Source organism: Streptomyces sp. C1-1 (assembly GCF_050214755.1).
Classification (GTDB): domain Bacteria; phylum Actinomycetota; class Actinomycetes; order Streptomycetales; family Streptomycetaceae; genus Streptomyces.
In genome coordinates this window covers 5,655,032-5,677,572 of the sequence record NZ_CP189826.1, presented here as the reverse complement: position 1 = coordinate 5,677,572, position 22,541 = coordinate 5,655,032, and the positions used below count along the sequence as shown (strand labels likewise).

At 72.4% G+C, this 22,541-nt stretch carries 18 protein-coding genes; 6 read left to right on the top strand and 12 right to left on the bottom strand.

Features of this window, described 5'->3' with window-relative positions:
• Nucleotides 1-2 precede the first annotated feature (2 nt).
• The gene (locus ACQF4J_RS26050) at nt 3-1,118 is read right to left on the bottom strand and encodes an ADP-ribosylglycohydrolase family protein (protein ID WP_351560939.1); all 1,116 of its coding nucleotides are present in this window, start codon (nt 1,116-1,118) and stop codon (nt 3-5) included.
• A 120-nt stretch (nt 1,119-1,238) separates the two neighbouring features.
• Here ACQF4J_RS26050 and ACQF4J_RS26045 point away from each other — a divergent pair, with 120 nt between their 5' ends.
• Nucleotides 1,239-1,778: a DUF2165 domain-containing protein gene (locus tag ACQF4J_RS26045; RefSeq protein WP_351798930.1), complete on the top strand. Its 540-nt coding sequence runs from the start codon at nt 1,239-1,241 to the stop codon at nt 1,776-1,778.
• Here the strand turns inward: ACQF4J_RS26045 and ACQF4J_RS26040 are convergent.
• The 3 genes from ACQF4J_RS26040 to ACQF4J_RS26030 form a co-directional block, all read right to left on the bottom strand.
• Complete coding sequence (locus tag ACQF4J_RS26040) at nt 1,771-2,325, bottom strand: hypothetical protein (protein ID WP_351560936.1); 555 nt, start codon at nt 2,323-2,325, stop codon at nt 1,771-1,773. The genes ACQF4J_RS26045 and ACQF4J_RS26040 overlap by 8 nt on opposite strands.
• Nucleotides 2,326-2,406: 81 nt before the next feature.
• Nucleotides 2,407-4,989, bottom strand: a complete 2,583-nt coding sequence (locus ACQF4J_RS26035; RefSeq protein ID WP_351560934.1) for a bifunctional FO biosynthesis protein CofGH — start codon at nt 4,987-4,989, stop codon at nt 2,407-2,409.
• 65 nt (nt 4,990-5,054) lie between these two features.
• Nucleotides 5,055-5,900 (bottom strand): LLM class F420-dependent oxidoreductase, encoded by an 846-nt coding sequence (locus ACQF4J_RS26030; protein ID WP_351798933.1) that lies wholly within the window; start codon nt 5,898-5,900, stop codon nt 5,055-5,057.
• Between the two features lie 118 nt (nt 5,901-6,018).
• Here ACQF4J_RS26030 and ACQF4J_RS26025 point away from each other — a divergent pair, with 118 nt between their 5' ends.
• Nucleotides 6,019-7,386, top strand: coding sequence for a CehA/McbA family metallohydrolase (locus tag ACQF4J_RS26025; RefSeq protein ID WP_427168616.1), 1,368 nt, complete (start codon nt 6,019-6,021; stop codon nt 7,384-7,386).
• A gap of 62 nt (nt 7,387-7,448) precedes the next feature.
• Here the strand turns inward: ACQF4J_RS26025 and ACQF4J_RS26020 are convergent, their stop codons facing one another.
• A complete protein-coding gene (locus ACQF4J_RS26020; RefSeq protein ID WP_351798938.1) occupies nt 7,449-8,000 on the bottom strand; it encodes a DUF1062 domain-containing protein in 552 nt (183 codons plus the stop codon).
• A gap of 195 nt (nt 8,001-8,195) precedes the next feature.
• Here ACQF4J_RS26020 and ACQF4J_RS26015 point away from each other — a divergent pair, with 195 nt between their 5' ends.
• Nucleotides 8,196-8,582 carry a nitroreductase/quinone reductase family protein gene (locus tag ACQF4J_RS26015; RefSeq protein WP_351560927.1) on the top strand — a complete coding sequence of 129 codons (387 nt, stop codon included), beginning with the start codon at nt 8,196-8,198 and terminating at the stop codon, nt 8,580-8,582.
• A 3-nt stretch (nt 8,583-8,585) separates the two neighbouring features.
• Here ACQF4J_RS26015 and ACQF4J_RS26010 read toward each other — a convergent pair whose 3' ends face one another.
• The 6 genes from ACQF4J_RS26010 to ACQF4J_RS25985 form a co-directional block, all read right to left on the bottom strand.
• The gene (locus ACQF4J_RS26010; protein ID WP_427166887.1) at nt 8,586-10,046 is read right to left on the bottom strand and encodes an aldehyde dehydrogenase family protein; all 1,461 of its coding nucleotides are present in this window, start codon (nt 10,044-10,046) and stop codon (nt 8,586-8,588) included.
• The gene (locus tag ACQF4J_RS26005; RefSeq protein WP_351560923.1) at nt 10,043-11,773 is read right to left on the bottom strand and encodes an N-acyl-D-amino-acid deacylase family protein; all 1,731 of its coding nucleotides are present in this window, start codon (nt 11,771-11,773) and stop codon (nt 10,043-10,045) included. The genes ACQF4J_RS26010 and ACQF4J_RS26005 overlap by 4 nt, the downstream gene beginning before the upstream one ends.
• Nucleotides 11,774-11,897: 124 nt before the next feature.
• Entirely contained in the window at nt 11,898-13,016 is a 1,119-nt protein-coding gene (locus ACQF4J_RS26000) for an LLM class flavin-dependent oxidoreductase (protein ID WP_351560921.1), read from the bottom strand.
• A 98-nt stretch (nt 13,017-13,114) separates the two neighbouring features.
• Entirely contained in the window at nt 13,115-13,885 is a 771-nt protein-coding gene (locus ACQF4J_RS25995) for an SDR family NAD(P)-dependent oxidoreductase (RefSeq protein WP_351560919.1), read from the bottom strand.
• 12 nt (nt 13,886-13,897) lie between these two features.
• Nucleotides 13,898-14,812: a TIGR03619 family F420-dependent LLM class oxidoreductase gene (locus tag ACQF4J_RS25990; RefSeq protein ID WP_351799212.1), complete on the bottom strand. Its 915-nt coding sequence runs from the start codon at nt 14,810-14,812 to the stop codon at nt 13,898-13,900.
• A gap of 5 nt (nt 14,813-14,817) precedes the next feature.
• Nucleotides 14,818-16,044, bottom strand: coding sequence for an amidohydrolase family protein (locus ACQF4J_RS25985; protein ID WP_351560917.1), 1,227 nt, complete (start codon nt 16,042-16,044; stop codon nt 14,818-14,820).
• Between the two features lie 209 nt (nt 16,045-16,253).
• On the opposite strand from ACQF4J_RS25985, the gene ACQF4J_RS25980 reads away from it, so the two are divergent.
• Entirely contained in the window at nt 16,254-19,208 is a 2,955-nt protein-coding gene (locus ACQF4J_RS25980) for an AfsR/SARP family transcriptional regulator (RefSeq protein WP_351798946.1), read from the top strand.
• Between the two features lie 216 nt (nt 19,209-19,424).
• Nucleotides 19,425-19,628, top strand: coding sequence for a hypothetical protein (locus ACQF4J_RS25975; protein ID WP_351560913.1), 204 nt, complete (start codon nt 19,425-19,427; stop codon nt 19,626-19,628).
• A gap of 80 nt (nt 19,629-19,708) precedes the next feature.
• Here ACQF4J_RS25975 and ACQF4J_RS25970 read toward each other — a convergent pair whose 3' ends face one another.
• Complete coding sequence (locus tag ACQF4J_RS25970; RefSeq protein ID WP_351560911.1) at nt 19,709-21,277, bottom strand: FadD3 family acyl-CoA ligase; 1,569 nt, start codon at nt 21,275-21,277, stop codon at nt 19,709-19,711.
• A gap of 93 nt (nt 21,278-21,370) precedes the next feature.
• On the opposite strand from ACQF4J_RS25970, the gene ACQF4J_RS25965 reads away from it, so the two are divergent.
• A complete protein-coding gene (locus ACQF4J_RS25965) occupies nt 21,371-22,519 on the top strand; it encodes a lipid-transfer protein (RefSeq protein ID WP_351560909.1) in 1,149 nt (382 codons plus the stop codon).
• Nucleotides 22,520-22,541: the final 22 nt, after the last annotated feature.

Here is a 22,541-nt window from a genome sequence, read left to right as displayed (position 1 = left end):
GGTCAGGCCCGCGGATACCGGGCCAGCCAGCCCGGGGAGGAGCCCGCCGGGCCGTGCAGGGCGGGGCCCTGGGTCATCTCCATGGCGAAGTCGTCGGCCAGTTCCAGGATCGTGGGCCGGCCCTCCAGCTCGGCCAGCCAGGCGGGCGGCAGGGCCGTCTCCCCGTGCAGGGCGCCCAGCAGGCCGCCGGTCAGCGAGGCCGTCGCCCCCGACGGGCCGTCCTGGTTCACGGCGAGACACAGGCCGTGCCGGACGTCCTCGCCGACCAGCGCGCAGTACACGGCCGCGGCCAGCGTCCCCTCCGCCGTACGGTCCCCGGCGAGCTCGGCGACCCGGGCGGGCGTCGGCATGCCCTGCCGTACGGCTCCCAGGGCGTGCTGGAGCGCGCCGGAGACCGACTCGTGGCCGGGCCGGGCGGCGAGCAGGGCGAGCGCCTGCTGGACGGCCGCGTCGAGGGTCTCGCCACGGGCCAGCCCGTGCACGACGACGGCGTACGCGCCCGCCGACAGGTAGGCCATCGGGTGTCCGTGGGTCTGCGCCGCGCACTCCACCGCGAGCTGCGCGACGAGCTGCGGCTCCCAGCCGACGAGGAGCCCGAAGGGCGCGGAGCGGGCCACCGCCTCCGGTCCGACCTCGCCGGGGTTCTTGGGCACGTCCAGGGTGCCCATGCTCTCGTCCCCGAAGCCGATCAGCAGCGAGCGGGCCGGGTCGCGCCGGGCGTAGAGCCACTCCTCGCGGGCCAGCCAGCCGTCGTCCTTGCGCCGCTCGTCCGGCCCCCAGTCGCGCTGGGTGGCCGCCCACCGCAGGTAGGCGCGGTGCAGGTCGGTCGGCGGATGCCAGGCACCGGTGTCCCGCCGGACCTGGGCGCGTATCAGCCCGTCCACGCTGAACAGCGTGAGCTGGGTGAGGTGGGTGACGGCTCCGCGTCTGCCGTAGGCGACGCCGAGATCGGCGAGCCCCTCGGCGCCGTACCCCTCGCGGATCCCGTCCAGATCCATCGCGTCGACCGGCGCTCCCAGCGCGTCCCCGACGGCGGATCCGAGCAGCGTGCCCCGCACCCGGCTGCGGAAGTCCTGCTGTTCCGCGCGGCCCCAGACGGCCCCGGCTGTCACACCCACCAAGACCTCCCCGAGGGCCCTGCCCGACATACGACAGTTCAGCACTGTAATCGAACGGGGACGGTCGGTTCAGAGGGCAATCCGTGCACGGACCGATCACGCCGGGGAAAGATGGCTGTCATGTCCACCAACACAACGACCGGCACGACCACGGTCACCACCCCCCACGCCCGGGCCCTCACCCTCACGGCCGCGCTCCTCACGGCGAGCGTCGCCCTCTACATCGCGCTCGTCGCCTTCGGCAACATCACCGACTTCGGGACCAACCAGGCCTTCGTGCAGCACGTCCTGGCCATGGACACCACGTTCAAGGACGACGACCTGATGTGGCGGGCCATCACCAGCAAGGGCCTGCAGAACGCCGCCTACGTCGCGATCATCATCTGGGAGACGATCGCCGCGCTCGTCCTGATCTACGGGACCTGGCTGTGGGCCCGCCGGGACCACGCCCGCGCCCGCAGCGTCTCCACCTACGGGCTGCTGATGCTGCTCCTGCTCTTCGGCGCCGGCTTCATCGCCATCGGCGGGGAGTGGTTCTCCATGTGGCAGTCGAAGACCTGGAACGGCCTGGACGCGGCGCTGCGGGTGTTCGTCCTCGCCGGGTTCACGCTGCTCGTCGTACTGTTCAGCGACAACCGGCGTACGGACGCCACTACTTGACGACCGCGACCTTCGTGCCGGCCGTCGCGAAGGTCCACAGCGCCGCCCCGTCCGCCGTCCTCATCCGGATACCACCGGTGCGGGCGCCGGACGCGGGCGGCGGGGACGACCCGTCGACCGCGTTGGAGAAGGCGATGTTGACCCCGGAGCTGACGGAGAAGTACACGATGTGCTCGATCTTCACACCGTCCGAGCCGGTGATCGGGCCCTCGGTGCGGGTGCCGACCGTGTAGGCGCCGGGGGCGGGGGCGACCGTCCCCGGCCACACGGCGAAGGTGCGGCGGGCCGCGTCGCTCGCGTCCACCAGCCACACCGTCCTGCGGCCGACGGAGTAGACGACCCGGCGGCCGGTGCCGGAGCCGCCCGGCACCGCGGCCGGCGACTTCGTCCTCGTGGCGTGGGGATGCGCGCCCGCCGACGCCGAGGCGTTCGGCTTGGAGGCGACCGCATGGGGCTTCGGTCCCTTGTCGGCCTGCACGGCCAGGACGGCGACGGCGGCGATGGCTCCCACCGTCAGACCGGTCACCCAGACCTTGGGGGCTGGCACGGCACGCAACTCCTCGGTTACAGGACCCCTGACACCCGTCGGAACAGGGGTCCGATCATCGTACTGTGGTGCTCCCCCGTGTCAGTCCAGCACCGGCAGCAGCTCCGGCAGGTGCCCGTCCGACACCGCCGCCGCCCGCTGCCGTTCCTCGGGCACCTCGCCGTACAGCGTCGTCCGCGGCTTCGCCGGCCGCCCGGCCGCCTCCGCCACCGCGATCAGGTCCTTGACCGACTTGTACGAGCCGTAGGAGGACCCGGCCATCCGGGAGATCGTCTCCTCCATCAGCGTGCCGCCCAGGTCGTTGGCGCCCGAGCGCAGCATCTGCGCCGCGCCCTCCGCACCCAGCTTGACCCAGCTGGTCTGGATGTTCGGGATGTACGGGTGCAGCAGCAGCCGGGCCATCGCGGTCACCGCCCGGTTGTCGCGGACCGACGGGCCGGGCCGGGCGATCCCCGCCAGGTACACCGGGGCGTTGGTGTGGATGAAGGGGAGCGTGACGAACTCCGTGAAGCCGCCGGTGCGTTGCTGGATGCCGGCGAGCGTGCGCAGGTGGCCGAGCCAGTGGCGGGGCTGGTCGACGTGCCCGTACATCATGGTCGACGACGACCGGATGCCCAGTTCGTGGGCGGTCTCGATCACCTCGATCCAGGTGGCCGTGGGCAGCTTGCCCTTGGTGAGGACCCAACGCACCTCGTCGTCGAGGATCTCGGCCGCCGTGCCGGGGATGGTGTCCAGGCCGGCCTCCTTCGCCGCGGTCAGCCACTCCCGTACGGACATGCCGGTGCGGGTGGCGCCGTTGACGACCTCCATGGGCGAGAAGGCGTGCACGTGCATGCCCGGCACCCGCTCCTTCACCGCGCGCGCGATGTCGAAGTACGCCGTCCCCGGCAGGTCGGGGTGGATCCCGCCCTGCATGCACACCTCGACCGCGCCCACGTCCCACGCCTGCCGGGCGCGGTCGGCCACCTGCTCCAGGGAGAGGGTGTAGGCGTCGGCGTCCGTCCTGCGCTGCGCGAAGGCACAGAACCGGCAGCCCGTGTAACAGACGTTGGTGAAGTTGATGTTGCGGGTGACGATGTACGTCACGTCGTCGCCGACCGCCGACCTGCGCACCTCGTCGGCGATCGCGGTCAGGGCGTCCAGCGCGGGGCCGTCCGCGTGCAGCAGCGCCAGCGCCTCGTCGTCGGTGAGTTTCGTCGGGTCGTCGGCCGCGGTCGCCAGCGCGGCGCGCACGTCGGTGTCGATGCGCTCGGGCGCCATGCCGGGCGCGGCCGCCTCGCGCAGCTCCGCCCAGTCGCCGTAGACCTCGTCGAAGTCCTCGCGCCGGTCGCTGGTGCGGCCCTCGGTGTCGATGGAGGTGTGCAGGTCGGTGCGGCCGGAGGCGGTGAAGGCCTCCTCGGGCTCCTGCCAGGGGCGACCCTCGACCACCGCGTCCGGCAGGGCCAGCCCGGTCTCCGGGTCGGCCAGGGCGCGCACGTGCGGGCGCAGCCGCGGGTCCAGCCAGGGCTCGCCGCGGGTGACGAACTCCGGGTACACGCAGAGGCGTTCGCGCAGCTCGAAGCCGGCGGCACGGGAGCGCTCGGTGAGCTCCTCGATCTGCGGCCAGGGCCGCTCGGGGTTGACGTGGTCGATGGTCAGCGGGGACACCCCGCCCCAGTCGTCGATGCCCGCCCCGATCAGCCGCTCGTACTCGCCCTCGACGAGGTTGGGCGGGGCCTGCAGGCAGGCGCCGGGCCCCATGATGTGCCGGGCGACGGCGACGGTCGCGACCAGCTCGTCCAGCTCGGCGTCGGGCATGCCGCGCATCGCGGTGTCCGGCTTGGCCCGGAAGTTCTGGATGATCAGTTCCTGGATGCCGTGGTGGGCGCGGGAGACCTTGCGGAGCGCGAACAGGGACTCGGCCCGCTCCTCGTACGTCTCGCCGATGCCGATCAGCAGCCCGGACGTGAAGGGGACGGAGGACCGCCCGGCGTCCTCCAGGACGCGCAGCCGCACGGCGGGTTCCTTGTCCGGGGAGCCGTAGTGGGGGCCGCCGGGCTCGGACCACAGGCGGGTGGCGGTGGTCTCCAGCATCATCCCCATGGACGGGGCGACCGGCTTGAGCCGCTGGAAGTCGGTCCAGGACATCACGCCGGGGTTGAGGTGGGGCAGCAGCCCGGTCTCCTCCAGGATGCGGACGGAGATGGCGCGGACGTACGCGATGGTGTCGTCGTAGCCGTGCGCGTCGAGCCACTCGCGTGCCTCGGGCCAGCGCTCCTCGGGCTTGTCGCCGAGGGTGATCAGGGCTTCCTTGCAGCCGAGGGCGGCGCCCTTGCGGGCGATGTCGAGGACCTCGTCCGGCGACATGAACATCCCGTGCCCGGCGCGGCGCAGCTTGCCGGGGACGGTGACGAAGGTGCAGTAGTGGCACTTGTCCCGGCACAGCCGGGTCAGGGGGATGAAGACGCTCTTCGAGTACGTGATGACGCCGGGGCGCCCGGCCTGTTCCAGGCCCGCGTCCCGTACCCGGGCGGCGGACGCGGTGAGGTCGGTGAGGGCCTCGCCGCGGGCCTGCAGGAGGACGGCCGCCTCTGTCACGTCCAGGGTGACGCCGTCCCGGGCACGTTTGAGGGCGCGACGCATGGAGTTGTCGGTGGGGCCGGTTCCGGTCGCGGAAGTCGTCATTTCTTGAGCATACGTTCGAGGTCTCCGTTGTCGGCCGCGGGTGCGTTCTGGCTGGTGGCGCCCACTCACAAGAACTCGGCGTACCCGTCCAGGACCCGCAGCACCTCCGCCTCCCCCGCCGGTGGCAGCTGGACCACGACCTCCTCGATGTCCAGGTCGGCGTAGTGCGCGAGCTTGCCGGGGGTGGGGAAGACGGCGTACGGGACGATCTGCAGGGCTTTGGGGTCGCGGCCCGCGTCGGCCCAGGCCGACCGCAGCACCGGCAGCGACTCGGTGAGGCCGCGCCCGCCGATGGGCATCCAGCCGTCGGCGTATGCGCAGACGTGGGAGAAGAGCTTGGGGCCCGCGGCACCGCCGACGAGGGTGCGGGGGCCGACGACCGGACCGCGCGCCTTCTGGACCGGCTTGGGATACGCGGAGGAGGCCCGTACGCTCCCGAACTCCCCCTCGTAGGCGGTCGGTTCCTCCGACCACAGCGCCCGCATCAGCGCCATCCGGTCGCGCACCAGCTCCCGCCGGGTGCGCCACTGCACGCCGTGGTCGGCGGCCTCCTCGACGTTCCAGCCGAAGCCGAGGCCGAGGGTGAACCGGCCGCCGGAGAGGTGGTCGAGGGTGGCGATCTGCTTGGCGAGGGCGATCGGATCGTGCTGGGCGACCAGCGTGATGCCGGTGCCGAGGCCGAGCCGCTCGGTCACGGCGGCGGCCTGGCCGAGGGCGACGAAGGGGTCGAGGGTGCGGCCGTACTCGGGGGGCAGGTCGCCGCCCGCCGGGTACGGGGTCGTCCGCTCCACGGGAATGTGGGTGTGCTCGGGCAGGTAGAGGCCCGCGAACCCGCGCCGCTCCAGCTCACGGGCGAGCCGGACGGGGGCGATGGTCTCGTCGGTGAGGAAGATCGTGACGGCGATGCGCATGGGTCATCCATACCGGGTACGGCATGCGATGTACACACCGACCAGTCGGGATTCGGCGTCGGGTTCCACGGGCCCGGGGGCCGGTCTACGTTGACGGTGTGACACCTTTCGCGGCACCCTGGCCCCGGGCGCACCGGACTACGTGTACGTGCGCTTCGACGTCCCGCCCGGTGTCCGCGAGCTGAGGGTCTCCTACGGCTACGACAGACCCTCCGTGCCGCCCGGCGCCCCCGGCAACGCCCTCGACATCGGCCTCTTCGACGAGCGCGGCACGCAACGGGGCGGGGAGGGCTTCCGGGGCTGGTCGGGCGGGGCGCGCACGGAGTTCTTCGTCCGCGCGGACGACGCCACACCGGGGTATGTGCCGGGACCGGTGCGGGAAGGCATCTGGCATGTGGTGCTCGGCCCCTACACGGTGGCGCCGCAGGGGTTGTCGTACGAGATCACGGTGGTGTTCGAGTACGGCGCTCCCGGCCCCGCCGTCCGGCCGGTGTACCCGCCTTCGCGTGCCGCCGGCCGGGGCCGGGCCTGGTACCGCGGCGACTGTCACCTGCACTCCTGGTACTCCGACGGCCGCCGTACCCCGGCGGAGATCGCGGCGCTCGCGCGGGCGGCGGGCCTGGACTTCATCAACTCCTCCGACCACAACACCCATGCCGCGCACGCCCATTGGGCCACGGAGGCGGGCGACGACCTGCTGATCCTGCTCGGCGAGGAGGTGACGACGAGGAACGGTCACGTGGTGGCGCTCGGCACCGATCCGGGCACCTTCGTGGACTGGCGGCACCGGGCCCGGGACGGCCGGTTCGAGCACGTCGCCGACCTGATCCGACGGGCCGGCGGCCTGGTCGTGCCGGCCCATCCGCACGCGCCCTGCATCGGCTGCGCCTGGAAGTTCGGGTACGGGGAGGCGGACGCGGTGGAGGTGTGGAACGGCCCGTGGACGCCGGACGACGAGGTGACGCTGGCGGAGTGGGACGGGAGGCTCGTGGCGTCGATGCGGGAGGGACGCGGCCGGCTCCCGGCGATGGGCAGCAGCGACGCGCACCGGGATCCGGATGTCGTGGGGCTGCCCCAGACGGTCGTTCTCGCCGACGACTTGACGCGGGAGGCGATCCTGGAGGGCATCCGGGCGGGGCGTTCGTACGTGGCGGAGTCGAAGGACGTGTCCTTTTCCCTGACGGCGACGGTCGCGAGTGGTGAACACGCGGGCATCGGGGAGCGGTTGGCGGTCGACGCCGACGTCCCGGTGACCATCCGCGCCGCGGCCACGGGCGCCCCGCGCTGCACGATCCGCCTGGTCACCGACGAGGGCCTGGTGCTCACCGGCGACGCCCTGCCGGTGACCGGCTCGGGCGCCGCGGAGTGGCGGACGACCGCGGCGCACGCGGCGTACGTCCGCGCGGAACTGCGCCACGAGACGGCGGCGGGACCGCTGCCGGGAGCGATGGCCGCCTTCACCAACCCGGTTTTCCTGGGCCGTTGACGCGCGGCCGGAGTGCCTGCCCGGCGGATTCCGCCGGACGGCCCCCCGGCCGCGCGGTGGGCTCAGCGTTTGAGCATGAAGGTGAAGTCGCCGGAGAGCCTGCCGTTCAGGCGGGCCGCCGAGACGACCTTCCCTCCGGCGATCAGCCTCTCGACCTCGGCCCGTGACAGGCCGCAGCCTTCGGCGATCAGCCGCACCGGCCGGACCGGGATCGGCGCCGCGAAGCGGACCGAGACGTCGATCGCCCCGCCGTCCGGGTGGGGCACCGGTCCGCCCGTGTCGAGGCGCCAGGCGTCGGCCCAGTCGAGGGCGATGCGGTTGCGGCGCCGCACGACCGGGTCAGCGAGCAACTCGGCCGCCAGGCCGGAGTCGTTGGCGTGCATACGGGCCAGCAGCCCGGGCCGTACGGAGCGCACGTTCACCCGCTCCAGGACCGTGAACTTGGCTGTGTCCCCGCAGGCGGTGCAGAGCGCGAGGAGCCAGGCGTCGATGAGTTTGTGGTGGGCGTTGACACGGAACTTGCCGTTCGGCCGGAAGGTCCCGGACGGGCACGTGTGGCAACGACGCAGGACGAGTGGCAGGCAGGTGGGTGCGACCACCCAGTTGGTGAGCACAGAAGTACACCGGTTTCAGTGAGAAATCCGCAGCAGAAAGGGGCGCGGCGCACAGGCGCGACGCGCGACGAATCAGCGCTCGGGAGGTCTCACACGGTGTACAACGGCACGTCCTTCGTCGAACGACTCGGTCAGGCAGCAAGGTAGCGGCGGACCACGGCGCCGTTCCATCGGTTTTCGTGGTGAAGTCGACCCATGGACAGTGAGACCAAGTACCGCGTCGTCACGGCCTTCCAGCGCGTCCTCAACACCGTGATGCGCCGGCTGCCCACCCACACACTGCTGGAGACCACCGGCCGCGCCTCCGGCCTCCCCCGCCGTACGCCGGTCGGCGGGCGGAGGACCGGGGGCTCCTTCTGGCTGGTGTCGGAGTTCGGGGAGCGGTCGCAGTACGTGCGCAACATCAAGGCCGATCCCCGGGTCCGGGTCCGGCTGCGCGGCCGCTGGCACACCGGCACGGCCCATCTCCTGCCCGACGACGACCCCGTCGCCCGGCTGCGCGCCCTGCCCCGGATGAACAGTGCCGCGGTGCGGACGGTCGGGGCCGGGCTGCTGACGGTGCGGGTGGACCTGGACGACTGAGGGTCAGCCGGGCCACACGATCGACTGCACCTCGCCGTAGGCGTGCAGTGCGTACGACCCGCAGTCGCGGCCGACCCCGCTGTCCTTGAAGCCGCCGAAGGGCGCCTCCATGTTGCGGCCGACGGTGTTGACGCCGACCCCGCCGGCCCGCAGCCGCCGGGCCACCCGGAAGGCGCGGGCGACGTCACCCGACCACACGTAGTCGATGAGCCCGTAGTCGCTGTCGTCGGCGAGGGCGACGCCTTCGTCCTCGTCGTCGAACGGGATCACCACGACCACCGGCCCGAAGATCTCCTCCCGGGCCACGCGCATGTCGTTGGTGCAGTCGGCGAGGAGGGTGGGCGCGACGTGGAAACCGCGGTCGTACGGCGGCCGTTCGCCGCCCGTCACCACCACCGCACCCTCCTTGCGGCCCAGTTCGACGTACGACTCCACCCGCTCCCGGTGGGCTGCGGAGATCACCGGCCCCACCACCGTGTCCGGCTCCCTCGGATCGCCCACCTTCAACCAGCTTGCGTAAGCGGCCAGTTGGTCGACGAGTCGGTCGTACACCCCTCTCTGCGCCAGCACCCGCGTCGGAGCCGTGCAGATCTGTCCGCTGTAGAAGGAGAAGGTGGTGCCGATCCCGGCCACCGCCGAACCGAGGTCCGCGTCGTCGAAGACGAGCGCCGCGCCCTTTCCGCCCAGCTCCATCAGCTGCCGTTTCATGGAGCGGCCGCACACCTCGCCGATCCGCCGTCCCACCGCCGTCGACCCGGTGAAGCTGACCATGTCGACGTCGGCCGACTCCACCACCGCCTCCCCGACCGCAACCGACCGGCCGGAGACGACGTTCACGACCCCGCGCGGCACTCCCGCCGCCTCCAGCGCCTCCGCCATCCGGTAGACCGACAGCGGGTCCTGCGGGGCGGGCTTGACGACCACGGTGTTGCCCATGGCGAGGGCGGGGGCGATCTTGCCCGCCGGGTTCGCCCAGGGGTTGTTGTAGGAGGTGATGCAGGCCACGACCCCCACCGGCTGCCGTACCGCGAGCGCCCCCATCACCCCGGCCCGCCCCATCGGGCCGGCCTCGTTGATCTGCGGCGGGATCGCCCACTCGGCGGGTTCCACGCGCGCGTACCGCCGGAAGCGGGCCATGCCGACCCCGACCTGCATCGCCCGGGCGGTCCCCGTGGTCGCCCCGGTCTCGGCCTGGGCGAGTTCGGCGTACGGCGCGAAGTGGCCCGCGATGATGCCGGCCGCCCGCCCGAGCACCGCCGCCCGCTCCTCCGGCGCCGTCCTCGACCACGGGCCGAAGGCCTCGCGGGCCGCGGCGCAGGCCGCGCGCACCTGATCCCGCGAGGCCTCCGGGGCCCATCCGACGGTCTCCTCGGTCGCCGGGTCGACGACGGCGTAGTGCCCGCCGTCCGGCTCGGTCCACTCGCCCCCGACGAACAGCCGCTGCCCGTCGGCCGCCCCCTTCACCTGGTGCTCACCGTCCTCGTGTCCCGCCCGGAGCGCAGGACCGTGCCCGGTACGGCGCCGCTGACCTCGTCGTCCCGGATCACCTCGACCCCGTTGACCCAGACGGCCCGCACGCCGATCGCCTTGGCGTCCAGCCGCGGACTGTCACCCGGCAGGTCGTGCACCAAAGTGGCCTGGCCCGCGTCGATCCGCTCCGGGTCGAACAGCACCAGGTCGGCATGGAACCCCTCCTGGACCCGGCCCCGCTCGCGCAGGCCGAACAGCTGCGCCGGATCGTCCGTCAGCATCTTCACCGCCTGCTCCAGGCCGACCAGCTTCCGCCGGCGCAGGCAGTCGCCGAGGAAGCGGGTGGTGTACGGCGCCCCGCACATGCGGTCCAGATGCGCGCCCGCGTCGGACCCGCCCAGCAGCACGTCCTCGTGCTGCCAGGTCTCGGCGCGCAGCGCCCAGGAGGCGGGGTCGTTGTCGGTGGGCATGGGCCACAGGACCGTACGCAGCTCGTCGGCGGCGCAGATCTCCACCATGCAGTGGAACGGCTCCTGGCCCCGCTCCCGGGCGATGTCGCCGACCACCCGCCCGCTCAGCCCGCGGTTCGCCTCGCTGTAGGTGTCCCCGATGACGTACCGCCCGAAGTTCGTCAGCCGCCGCAGGACGCCGGCCTCCTTGGAGTCGGCGCTCCGGAGCATCTCGGCCCGTACTTCCGGGTCCCGCAGCCGGGCGATGCGCTCGGGGACGGGCAGGCCGAGGACGGGGCCCCAGCCGGGGATGAGGTTGAGGGCGCAGAAGGTGCCCAGGGACATGTTCATCGGCGTCAGGATCGGCATGGTGAGGGCGACGACCCGGCCGCCCGCCTTGCGCGCCTGCTCGCTGGCCTGCAGCTGCCGTGGCACCCGTTCGGGCACGGCCGCGTCGATGGTCAGCACGTTCCAGTTCAGGGGCCGTCCGGCCGCCGCGCTCATCTCCGCGAACAGCTCGATCTCGGCGTCGCTGAACTGGTCGAGGCAGCCCGCGACGATGGCCTCGATCTGGGTGCCCTCGTGCTCGCCGACGGCCCGGGACAGGGCCAGCAGCTCGGCGGGCAGCGCGTGCCGGGAGGCGACCGGCTGCCCGTCGCCGTCCGAGTGCGTGCGGGACTGGGTGGTGGAGAAGCCCCAGGCACCGGCGTCCATGGCCTCGTGCAACAGCCCCACGATCCGGTGCAGTTGCTCCTCGTCGGGCTGTCCGCCGACGGCGTCCGGCCCCATGACGTACCGGCGCAGCGCGCAGTGCCCCACCATGAACCCGGCGTTGACGGCGATCCGCCCTTCGAGCGCGTCCAGGTACTCCCCGAACGAACTCCAGCTCCAGGGCGCCCCCTCCTCCAGCGCGGTCAGCGACATGCCCTCGACCTTGGACATCATGCGGCGCGTGTAGTCGGCGTCCTCGGGGCGGCCGGGGTTGAGCGGCGCAAGGGTGAACCCGCAGTTCCCGGCCGCGACGGTCGTCACCCCGTGGTTCAGGGACGGCGTCGCGTACGGATCCCAGAACAGCTGCGCGTCGTAGTGCGTGTGCGGATCGACGAACCCGGGCGCGAGGACGAGGCCGGAGGCGTCCTCGCTGGTGCGGGCTTCCTCGGCGACAGCGCCGATGACGGCGATGCGGCCGTCCCGCACACCGACGTCGGCGGTCCGGGCGGGCGCACCGGTCCCGTCGACGAGGGTCGCGCCCTTGATGAGGTGATCAAGCATGGAGGCTCCCTTCTCAATTGCGAGCACCTGTCCCGCCCAATGGGGCGCGAGGCTGTTGTCGCATGTGCGGCTACCGCCGCGTGGGCGCGACCGGCCCCCGCACACCCGCAGCCGCCGTAGGACCTCAGACAGCCCCCCGGAACCGCGACGTCCGATGCACCGGATCCGTGTCGATCTTCGGAATCACGTGCTCCCCGATCAGCCGAATCGTCTGCAACGTCTCCTCCTTCGGCACCCCCACCGGCAGCCCGAAGCTCAGCTGGTCCGCCCCCGCCTGCTCCCACCGCTTGCACTGCGTGAGCACCTCGTCCGGGTCACCGCAGATCAGCAGCTCCTCCTCGATCAGCAGCTCCACGAACTCCGGCGTGTACTCCGGCAGCGTCTCCGGCCACACCGGGAACCCCTCGGGGCGAGGGAACGTGTCGTGGTACCGGAACACCAGCGAGGGCAGGTAGTGCAGCCCCCCGTGCACGGCGATGTCGATCGCCTCGGCGTGGGTCGGCGCGCAGATGGCCGTCGTCGTCACCATCACGTTGTCGTTGACGAAGTCGCCGACCGGTTCGGCGTTCACGATCGCCGTCTTGTACTGCTCAAGCACCCACTCCATGTCGGAGACCTTCTGGATGCTGAAGCCCAGCACGCCGAGTCCCTTCCTCGCGGCCATCGCGTACGACGGCGGCGACCCGGCCGCGTACCACATCGCCGGGTGCGACCTGCCGTACGGCTTCGGCAGAACCTTGCGCGGCGGCAGCTGCCAGAACTTGCCCTGGAAGCCGACGTACTCGTCCTGCAGCCACATCTTGGGGAACTCGGCGATGGTCTCTTCCCAGATCTCCTTGGTGTAGTTCATGTCGGTCACCCCGGGGATGAACCCGAGGATCTCGTGCGAACCGGCACCCCGCCCGCTGCCGAACTCGAAGCGGTTCTGTGTGAGGTGGTCGAGCATCGCGACCTTCTCCGCGACCTTCACCGGGTGGTTGACCTGGGCCAGCGGGTTGAAGATGCCCGATCCGAGGTGGATGCGTTCCGTCGCGTGCGCGAGGTAGCCGAGGAACACGTCGTTGGCGGAGAGGTGGGAGTACTCCTCCAGGAAGTGGTGCTCGGACGCCCACGCGTACTTGAAGCCGGACCTGTCCGCCTGGATGACGTACTCGGTCTCCTCCATCAGCGCCTTGTGCTCCGCGAGCGGATCGGTCTCGGCGCGCTTGCCCACATACCCCTGTACAAAGAGCCCGAATTCCAAGGAGGTTCACCGTCCCCGGTTCTGGAGTTTTCTGACGCTCCGTCAGTTTTGGATGACTGTTGCACCACCGACAGGGAGGGTCAATAGCTGATGGCCCGTCAGATAATGCTGACGCCCGCCAGCCACCCGCCGTCGATCACGAAGGGCTGACCGGTGATGTACGAGGAGTCCTCGCACGTCAGGAAAAGCGCCAGCCGCGCCACCTCCGCGGGCTTGCCGATCCGCCCGAGCGGCACGAGCTTGCGGTACAGCTCGTCCAGCGCCCGCCCGGTCTCCTCCGCGTCGGCCGTCGGGTCCAGCTGGGCCGGGTTGGACATCGCGGTGTCGATGGCGCCGGGACACATGGCGTTGACGCGGATGCCGCGGTGGGCGAGTTCCAGCGCCGCGACGCGGGTGAGGCCGAGGATGGCGTGCTTGGTGGCGGCGTAGGTGCCGACTGCTGCCATGCCCGTGACGGCGGTGTAGGAGGCGGTGTTGACGATCGTGCCGCCGTCCTCCATCACGGGCGCCACCGTCCTGATGCCGAGGAAGCAGCCGACCTGGTTGACCCGTACGACCTGCATGAACTCGTCGAGGGGCGTGTCGACCAGGGAGTTGAAGCGCAGGATGCCGGCGTTGTTGACCAGGCCGTCGATCCGGCCGTGGGCGTCCTTGACCGCCCGCACGGCCGCCCGCCACTGCTCCTCCTCGCCCACGTCCAGGTGGACGTACCGGCCGCCGATCTCCCGTGCGAGCGCCTCGCCCTGGTCGTCGAGGACGTCGGCGACGACGACCTCGGCCCCCTCCGCTCTGAACAGGCGGGCCTCCTGCTCGCCCTGCCCGCGCGCCGCCCCGGTGACGAGCACGACGCGTCCGTCCAGCTTGCCCATGCCATGACTCCTTTACAGACCGGGTGCGACGTCGGCGCCGAAGGCCGCCATCTGGTCGGTGAGTTCGGTACGGCTCCGGCAGCGGAACCGCACCTGGATCTGGTGCACGCCCATCGCGCGGTAGGCGCGCAGGGACTCGGCGAGCCGGTCCGGGGGGCCGGTCAGGGTGCGGCGGCCGACGTCCCAGGAGGGCGTGCCGACGTACAGGGGCTCGGTGATGGCGCCGACGGTCAGCGGGTCCTCGATGCCCGCCTCGGCGCGCAGCCGCCCGAGGCGGGCGATCTGGTCGGGCAGACGGTCGCGCGGATCGCCCTGCGGCAGCCAGCCGTCGCCCTTGAGCGCGGCACGGCGGACGGCGGCGGGGGACGAGCCGCCGACCCAGACGGGGACGCGGTCCTGGGCGGGGCGGGGCCGCTGGCCCAGACCCTCGAAGTCGAAGAGCTTGCCGTGGTGTTCGGGGAACTCCTCCGCTCCGAGGGCCGCGCCCAGGGCGTCGACCGTCTCGTCCAGGACCGCTCCGCGCCGCTCGAAGTCCACGCCCAGCACCTCGAACTCCTCCCGCACATGGCCGGCCCCGACGCCGAGGATCAGACGTCCCGCGCTGAGGTGGTCGAGGGTGGCGTACTGCTTGGCGGTGAGCAGGGGATGGCGCAGCCCCACGATCGCGACATGGCTGAGCAACCGGACGCGTTCGGTCGCCGCCGCCAGGAAGGCGAGGGTGGCGACGGGGTCGTACCAGACCGTGCTCATCGCGGGGGCGAGCCGGCGCGGGATGGCCACGTGGTCGCAGGAGGCGATGTAGTCGAAGCCCGCGCGGTCCGCGGTCCGGGCGACGGCGAGCAGGTCCTCGGGGCCGGCCGTGTCCTCCCAGGGCTCGGCGTACATCGTGCTCTGGGACTGGACGGGCAGCTGGATGCCGTACGACAGGGCCGTCACGGTCGCCAGAGCCCCTCGGGGGTCAGCCCCAGCAGGTCGATGGCGTTGCCGCGGACGATCCGCTCCACGGCGGCCGGGTCCAGGTGGCCCATCTGGGCCTCGCCGACCTCGCGGGACTTGGGCCAGGTGGAGTCGGAGTGCGGGTAGTCGGTCTCGTACAGGACGTTGGCCAGGCCGATGGCGTCGAGGTTCCTCAGCCCGAAGGCGTCGTCGAAGAAGCAGCCGTAGACGTGCTCGGCGAACAGTTCGGACGGCGGGCGGTGGACCTTGTCGGCGACCCCGCCCCAGCCGCGGTTCTCCTCCCAGACGACGTCCGCGCGCTCCAGGATGTACGGGATCCAGCCGATCTGGCCCTCGGCGTACATCACCTTCAGGTTCGGGAAGCGTTCGAACTTGCCGCTCATCAGCCAGTCGACCATCGAGAAGCAGCAGTTGGCGAAGGTGATCGTCGAACCGACCGCGGGCGGGGCGTCCTTGGAGGTGGACGGCATCCTGCTGCTGGAGCCGATGTGCATGGCCACGACCGTGCCGGTCTCGTCGCAGGCGGCGAGGAAGGGGTCCCAGTCGTCGGAGTGGACGGAGGGCAGGCCCAGGTGCGGGGGGATCTCGGAGAAGGCGACCGCGCGGACCCCGCGGGCGGCGTTGCGGCGGACCTCGGCGGCGGCGAGCTCGGCGTCCCAGAGCGGGATGAGCGTGAGGGGTATGAGCCGGCCCCGCGCGTCCGGGCCGCACCACTCCTCCACCATCCAGTCGTTGTAGGCCCGTATGCACAGCAGGCCCAGCTCGTGGTCCTTGGCCTCGGTGAAGGTCTGCCCGCAAAAACGCGGGAAGGTCGGGAAGCAGACGGCGGACTGGACGTGGTTGACGTCCATGTCGGCCAGCCGCTGCGGGACGTCGTAGGAGCCCGGGCGCATCTGCTCGTAGGTGATGACCTCGAGTTTTATCTCGTCCCGGGAGTAGCCCACGGCCGTGTCGAGGCGGGTCAGGGGGCGCTGGAGCTCCTCGTAGAGCCACCAGTCGCCCAGGGGGCCGTCGTCGCCGGGGGCGCCCATGACGGGGCGGAAGCGGCCGCCGAGGAAGGAGATCTCCTTCAGCGGGGCCCGGACTATGCGGGGGCCGACGTCCAGGTACTTCTTCGGCAGACGGCTCTGCCAGACGTCCGCGGGCTCCACGGTGTGGTCGTCGACGGAGATGATCTGAGGGAACGTCAGGTCGGTGTCCATGGCGCTCACGGTAGCGCCGATCTGACGAACCGTCAGCTACCGGTCGGCGGGCCGTTTCCCGTGCGGGTCTGTGCGGAAGTGTGCGAAGGCCCCGTGAGGGCCTTGTGACATACCGCGCGTCTGGCCGTGACCGCGCCCTCCACAGCTGACGCATCCGCCCTGGACAAGGCAGACTGACGGGGTTGCTCACTGTGTCTAGGGGGACGGCGATGGTCGACCGTGTACCGCGGGTGCCCGAGCAGAGGCGTTCGAGCCCCTCTGCGGAGCCTGCGGCCCTGTGCTTCGGCGTGCTCGGACCCGTGCGAGCCCGGCGCGGGGACGAGTCGTTGAACACCGGCTCCCCGCAGCAACGCGCCCTGCTGGCCGCCCTGCTGCTGCGCGAGGGCCGCACGGCGACCGCGGCCGAGCTGATCGACGCCCTGTGGGGCGAGGAGCCGCCGTCGCAGGCGCTGGCCGCGCTGCGGACATACGCGTCCCGGCTGCGCAAGGTGCTGGACCCCGGCGTCCTGGTGAGCGAGTCGGGCGGCTACGCGATCCGCGGCCTCGCCGAGGGCGCCTTCGACCTCGCGGTGGCGCAGGACCTGGCGGCCGAGGCGGAGAAGGCGAAGAACACCGGGGACCTGTGCCACGCCCGCGAGGTGCTGGACCGCGCGCTGGCCCTGTGGGACGGGGAGACACTGGCGGGCGTGCCGGGCCCGTACGCGGAGGCCCAGCGGGTCCGTCTGGAGGAGTGGCGCCTTCAACTCCTCGAATCCCGGCTGGACATGGACCTGGAGCAGGGCTGTCACGCGGAGGCCGTCTCCGAGCTCACCGCCCTCACCGCGGCCCACCCGCTGCGCGAACGCCTGCGTGAGCTGCTGATGCTGGCGCTGTACCGCAGCGGCCGGCAGGCGGAGGCCCTCGCGGTGTACGCGGACACCCGCCGCCTGCTGGCCGACGAGCTGGGGGTCGACCCCCGCCCGGCCCTGCGCGAGCTGCAGCAGCGCATCCTGGAGGCCGACCCCGGTCTGGCGGAACCCTCCGCCCCGGCGGCCGAACCCGCCGCCGCCCCCGTGCGTCCGGCCCAGCTCCCCGCCACCGTCCCCGACTTCACGGGCCGGGCGGCCTTCGTGCGCGAGCTCGGCGAGGTGCTGTCCTCCGCCGAGGGCCGTGTGATGGCCGTCTCGGCGCTGGCCGGCATCGGCGGCGTCGGCAAGACGACGCTCGCGGTGCACGTGGCCCACCAGGCGCGGTCGGCCTTCCCCGACGGCCAGTTGTACGTCGACCTGATGGGGGCCGGGGCGCGGGCCGCCGAGCCGGAGACGGTGCTGGGCTCCTTCCTGCGGGCCCTCGGGACACCCGACACGGCGATCCCGGACTCCCTGGAGGAACGGGCCGCCCTGTACCGCTCGGTCCTCGACGGCCGCCGGGTCCTGGTGCTGCTGGACAACGCCCGGGACGCGGCCCAGGTACGTCCGCTGCTGCCCGGGACGGAGGGCTGCGCGGCCCTGGTGACCTCGCGGGTGCGGATGGTGGACCTCGCGGGGGCCCATCTGGTGGACCTGGACGTGATGTCGCCGGACGAGGCGCTGCAGCTGTTCACGAGGATCGTCGGCGAGGAACGGGTGGCGTCGGAGCGGGAGGCCGCCCTGGACGTCGTCGCGGCCTGCGGCTTCCTGCCGCTCGCCATCCGCATCGCCGCGTCCCGGCTGGCCGCGCGCAGAACGTGGACGGTCTCCGTCCTCGCGGCGAAACTGGCGGACGAGCGGCGCCGCCTGGACGAGCTCCAGGCCGGGGACCTGGCGGTCAAGGCCACCTTCGAGCTGGGCTACGGTCAGCTCGAGCCGGCCCAGGCCCGCGCCTTCCGCCTGCTCGGCCTCGCGGACGGCCCGGACATCTCGCTGCCGGCCGCCGCGGCCGTCCTCGACCTTCCGGAGGAGGACACGGAGGACCTGCTGGAGTCCCTCGTGGACACCTCCCTGCTGGAGTCCGCGGCGCCCGGCCGCTACCGCTACCACGACCTCGTACGGCTCTACGCGCGTGCGTGCGCGGATCGCGACGAGTGGCCGCCCAGCGAACCCGAGGCGGCCCTCTCCCGCCTGCTGGACTTCTACCTCGCGACGGCGGCGGGCGTGTACGCCCTGGAACGGCCGGGGGACCGGCTGGTGGATCACCTGGAGCCCACGGACCATCCCGGGCTCACCTTCACGGACCGGCACGCGGCACAGGACTGGCTGTACGCCGAGGCCAACTGCCTTCTGGCCTGCGTCCACCAGTCCCTGGGCGGCAGCCGGCTGCGCCGGGCCGTCGACCTGCTGTGGGCCGCGAAGGACCTGGCGGAGTCCGGGGCGAACGCGCGCGCGTACGGCGCCAACGCGGCGGCGGCGCGCGATGCCGCCGCCGAGGCGGGCGACGCGCACGCCGAGGGCCGGGCCCGGACGACGCTCACCGAGGCCCACCTGGCCGCGGGGCGCTTCGACCAGGCGGCCGAGGAGGCCGAGCGGGCGGCCGCCCTCGTGCACGAGATCGACGACACGGCCCTCGACTGCTGGGTGCCCAACCACCGCGGCGTCATCGCCGTGTACCGCAACCGGCACGCGGAGGGCGCGGCCCACCTGCAGGAGGCGATCGACGCCTTCCGCGCCGACCGCAACCTCGCCGGCGAGGCGAACGCCCTGTGCAACCTGTCCCGCTCACACCTGGCGATGGGCCGGACCGAGAGCGCGGTGGCACTGGCCCGGCAGGGCCTGAGCATCTACGACCGCCTCGGCCACACTCTGCGGGGCGCCAACGGACGGTACGCCCTGGGGCTCGCGCTCGCCCAGGCCGGCGACCTCGACCAGGCGGCCGTGCGGTTCACGGAGGCGCTGGAGATCTTCCGGGACAGCCGGCAGCGCCTGTGGGAGGGCATGACCATCTTCCGCATCGCCGAAGTACGCCTGACCGAGGGGAAACCCGCGCAGGCCGCCGCGCTCGCGGAGCAGTCGCTCGCCGTGCTGCGCGGCATCGGCGGCGAGTGGCGCCGCGGGAACGTCCTGACCGTCCTGGGCCGGGCTCTCGACGGCATCGGGCAGTCCGGGCGGGCCCAGGCCTGCTGGCGGGAGGCGCTGTCCATCTACGAGGAGCTGGGCTCGGCCGAGGCCGCCGAGGTGCGCGCCCTGGTCTCCTCGCCGGCCGCGGCCTGACGGGCTCGCGGGCGGGGTCCGAGGGGGATCGCGGGCGTTCATCATTCGTTTATCGCGCCCCGCCATCCTGAGCGTGTCGATGCGTCGCGTCGGGGGGCAGACGGATCGGCACTGCGGCCCACCGCCTATGGTGAACGGCCCTGCACAGTCCGTCCGGCGGCCCTCGGGGGAGTCGCCGGACGGACTTAGTCATCACCGCCTCAGGAGTGGAAGACCATGGCTGAAACGAAGAAGAACGACGGCACCGTCAAGCCGCTCGACACCCACATCACGGACGCGCCCGTCGGCACGGTGAACCCGCTCGACACCCACATCACGGATGCCGACGCCGGGGACGTCAAGCCGCTCGACACGCACATCACCGACGCGCCCGCGGCCGTGAGCCCGCTCGACACCCACATCACGGACGAGAAGGCCTGAAGCTCTCTCCACACGGGGACGGCCGCGGCGGCACGGAGGGGAGCCGCCGCGGCCGAGGTGTGTCCGGGGGCGGACGGCCGTCAGGGCCGCCGCCCCCGCAGCTCGCCCTTGACCACCTTCCCGCTCGCGTTGCGGGGCAGTTGCGGGACGAACTCCACCGCCCTGGGGACCTTGTAGTTGGCCATCTCGCGGCGGGACCAGGCCATCAGGTCGTCCGCTGTCAGGACGGCTCCGGGCCGGCGCACCACGTAGGCCTTGCCGACCTCGCCCAGGCGGGGGTCCGGTACGCCGATGACCGCGACGTCCGCCACGTCCGGGTGCAGGCCGAGGAGTTGCTCTATCTCCGCCGGGTAGGCGTTGAAGCCGCCGACGATGAACATGTCCTTGATCCGGTCGGTGATCCGGAGGTTGCCGACCGCGTCCAGGACGCCCACGTCGCCCGTGCGCAGCCAGCCGTCCTCGCCCAGGACCTCTGCCGTCGCCGCCTCGTCCTCGTAGTAGCCGCGCATGACGTTGAAGCCGCGGACCAGGACCTCGCCGGGTTCGCCGGCCGGCGCCTCGACGCGGACCTCGGTGCCGGGGATCGCCCGGCCGGACGTCGAGGCGATCACCGTCGGGTCGTCGCCCCGGCGGCACATCGTGACGATGCCGGAGGCCTCCGAGAGGCCGTACGCCGTCAGGACCGTCTCCACGCCCAGTTCCCCGCGCAGCCGCTCCACCAGCCGCAGCGGCACCACCGCCGCGCCCGTCACCACCAGCCGCAGCGCGGACAGGTCGTGCGCGTCGCGCGCCGGGTGGTCCAGCAGCGACTGGTGCAGGGTGGGCGGGCCGGGCAGCACCGAGACGCGTTCCGCCGCGATGTTGGCCAGGACCGTGTCCACGTTGAACACCGGCTGGGGGATCATCGTCGCGCCCCGCATCAGACAGGCCAGGACGCCGGCCTTGTAACCGAAGGTGTGGAAGAAGGGGTTGACGACGAGGTAGCGGTCGCCCCGCCGCAGTCCGGCGAGGTCGCACCAGATCTCGTACGCCCGCAGCGACTGCGCGTGCGTGATCACCGCCCCCTTGGGGCGGCCCGTCGTGCCGGACGTGAAGATGATGTCCGACGGCCACGAGCCCTCCACCGCCGCCGCGCGGGCCCGCACCCGGCCGGCCGCGACCCCGTCCCCGCCCGCCAGGAAGTCCTTCCAGGTCCGGAAGTCGGCGGGCGCGTCGTCCGACAGCACGACCACCTGCTCCAGGCCCGGCAGCCCCGGCCCCTCCGCGATCGCCCGCCGCAGCGAGGCCACGTACGACGTCCCCAGGAACGTCCCGGTCACGAACAGCAGGCGGGCCCCGCTGCCGCGCAGCACCTCGACGGCCTCCGTGCCCTTGAAGCGCGTGTTGACCGGCACGAGCACCGCCCCGGCCGACACCGCGCCCAGCGCCGCGACGATCCAGTCCAGCGAGTTCGGCGCCCAGATCCCCACCCGGTCGCCCGGCTCGACGCCCGCGGCGAGGCAGGCCGCCGCCGCCCGTTCGACGCGGGCGCCCAGTTCGGCGTACGTGATCCGGGTGCGGCCCTCCACCACCGCCTCGGCGTCGGCGTACCGCTCGGCCGCCGACCGGACGAGTCCCGGAATGCTGCCCCACTCCACGTCACCGCGCACAACAGCCCCCAACCTCATAGCTGACTACCCATCAGATTAGCTGTAACCTGACGCACTGTCAGCCGCCCTGTCCCCACGCGGAGGTGCCCCGACATGCCCGGACTCAAGGACGCCACCGCGATCGTCGGCATAGGACAGACCGCCTTCGCCAAGCGGCTCCCCGAGGACGAGCGCACGCTGGCCTGCCGTGCCGTGCTCGCCGCCCTCGACGACGCCGGCATCGCACCCGGCGAGGTCGACGCGCTGGCCTCCTACACGATGGAGGAGACGGACGAGGTGGAGCTGGCGAAGTCCGTCGGCTTCGGGGACCTGACCTTCTTCAGCAAGATCGGCTACGGCGGCGGCGGTTCCTGCGCCACGGTCGCCCACCTCGCCGCCGCCATCACCGCCGGACAGGCGAGCGTCGGCGTCGCCTGGCGCTCGCGCAAGAGAGGCTCCGGCCCGCGCCCCTGGACCAACACCACCGTCCAACTCCCCACCCCCGCCCAGTGGACCCGGCCCTTCGGCCTGCTCCGCCCGGCGGACGAGATCGCCATGCTGACCCGCCGCTACATGCACGAGTACGGCGCGACCCGCGACCACCTCTTCAACGTCGCCCTCGCCTGCCGCAACCGCGCCAACCAGAACCCGGCCGCCGTCATGTACGACCGCCCGCTGACCCGCGAGATGTACATGACCTCCCGCTGGATCAGCGAGCCCCTCTGCCTCTTCGACAACTGCCTGGAGACGGACGGCGCGTTGGCCTGTGTGGTCGTCAGCGCCGAGCGCGCCCGGGACTGCCGGCGGACCCCCGTCTACGTCCACTCCGCCGCCCAGGGCCTGCCCGCCCAGCACCACGGCATGGTCAACTACTGGAACGACGACCCGCTCACCGGCCCCGCCTGGACCGCCGCACGGCACCTGTGGAAGCACGCCGACCTCACCCCCCAGGACGTCGACGTCGCCCAGATCTACGACGCGTTCACCGCGCTGATCCCGCTGTCCCTGGAGGGTTACGGCTTCTGTGCGCGCGGCGAGGGCGGGGCCTTCACCGAGCAGGGCGCGCTGGAGATCGGCGGCCGGCTGCCCCTCAACACCGGCGGCGGCGGGCTCAGCGAGGCCTACGTGCACGGCTTCAACCTGATCAACGAAGGCGTACGGCAGTTGCGCGGCACCAGCACCGCCCAGGTCCCGGACGCCACCACCTGCCTCGTCACCGCCGGCGAGGGGGTCCCCACCTCCGCCCTGCTGCTGAGGAGTTGAGGCACACATGCCCTCCGAGCCC

What these genes read in the sequence shown, in the direction of transcription:
- ACQF4J_RS26045 (WP_351798930.1), top strand. Translation starts at nt 1,239, where the DNA reads ATGTCCACCAACACAACGACCGGCACGACCACGGTCACCACCCCCCAC.
- ACQF4J_RS26035 (WP_351560934.1), bottom strand. Translation starts at nt 4,989, where the DNA reads ATGACGACTTCCGCGACCGGAACCGGCCCCACCGACAACTCCATGCGT.
- ACQF4J_RS26030 (WP_351798933.1), bottom strand. Translation starts at nt 5,900, where the DNA reads ATGCGCATCGCCGTCACGATCTTCCTCACCGACGAGACCATCGCCCCC.
- ACQF4J_RS26015 (WP_351560927.1), top strand. Translation starts at nt 8,196, where the DNA reads ATGGACAGTGAGACCAAGTACCGCGTCGTCACGGCCTTCCAGCGCGTC.
- ACQF4J_RS26005 (WP_351560923.1), bottom strand. Translation starts at nt 11,773, where the DNA reads ATGCTTGATCACCTCATCAAGGGCGCGACCCTCGTCGACGGGACCGGT.
- ACQF4J_RS25995 (WP_351560919.1), bottom strand. Translation starts at nt 13,885, where the DNA reads ATGGGCAAGCTGGACGGACGCGTCGTGCTCGTCACCGGGGCGGCGCGC.
- ACQF4J_RS25985 (WP_351560917.1), bottom strand. Translation starts at nt 16,044, where the DNA reads ATGGACACCGACCTGACGTTCCCTCAGATCATCTCCGTCGACGACCAC.
- ACQF4J_RS25980 (WP_351798946.1), top strand. Translation starts at nt 16,254, where the DNA reads ATGGTCGACCGTGTACCGCGGGTGCCCGAGCAGAGGCGTTCGAGCCCC.
- ACQF4J_RS25975 (WP_351560913.1), top strand. Translation starts at nt 19,425, where the DNA reads ATGGCTGAAACGAAGAAGAACGACGGCACCGTCAAGCCGCTCGACACC.
- ACQF4J_RS25965 (WP_351560909.1), top strand. Translation starts at nt 21,371, where the DNA reads ATGCCCGGACTCAAGGACGCCACCGCGATCGTCGGCATAGGACAGACC.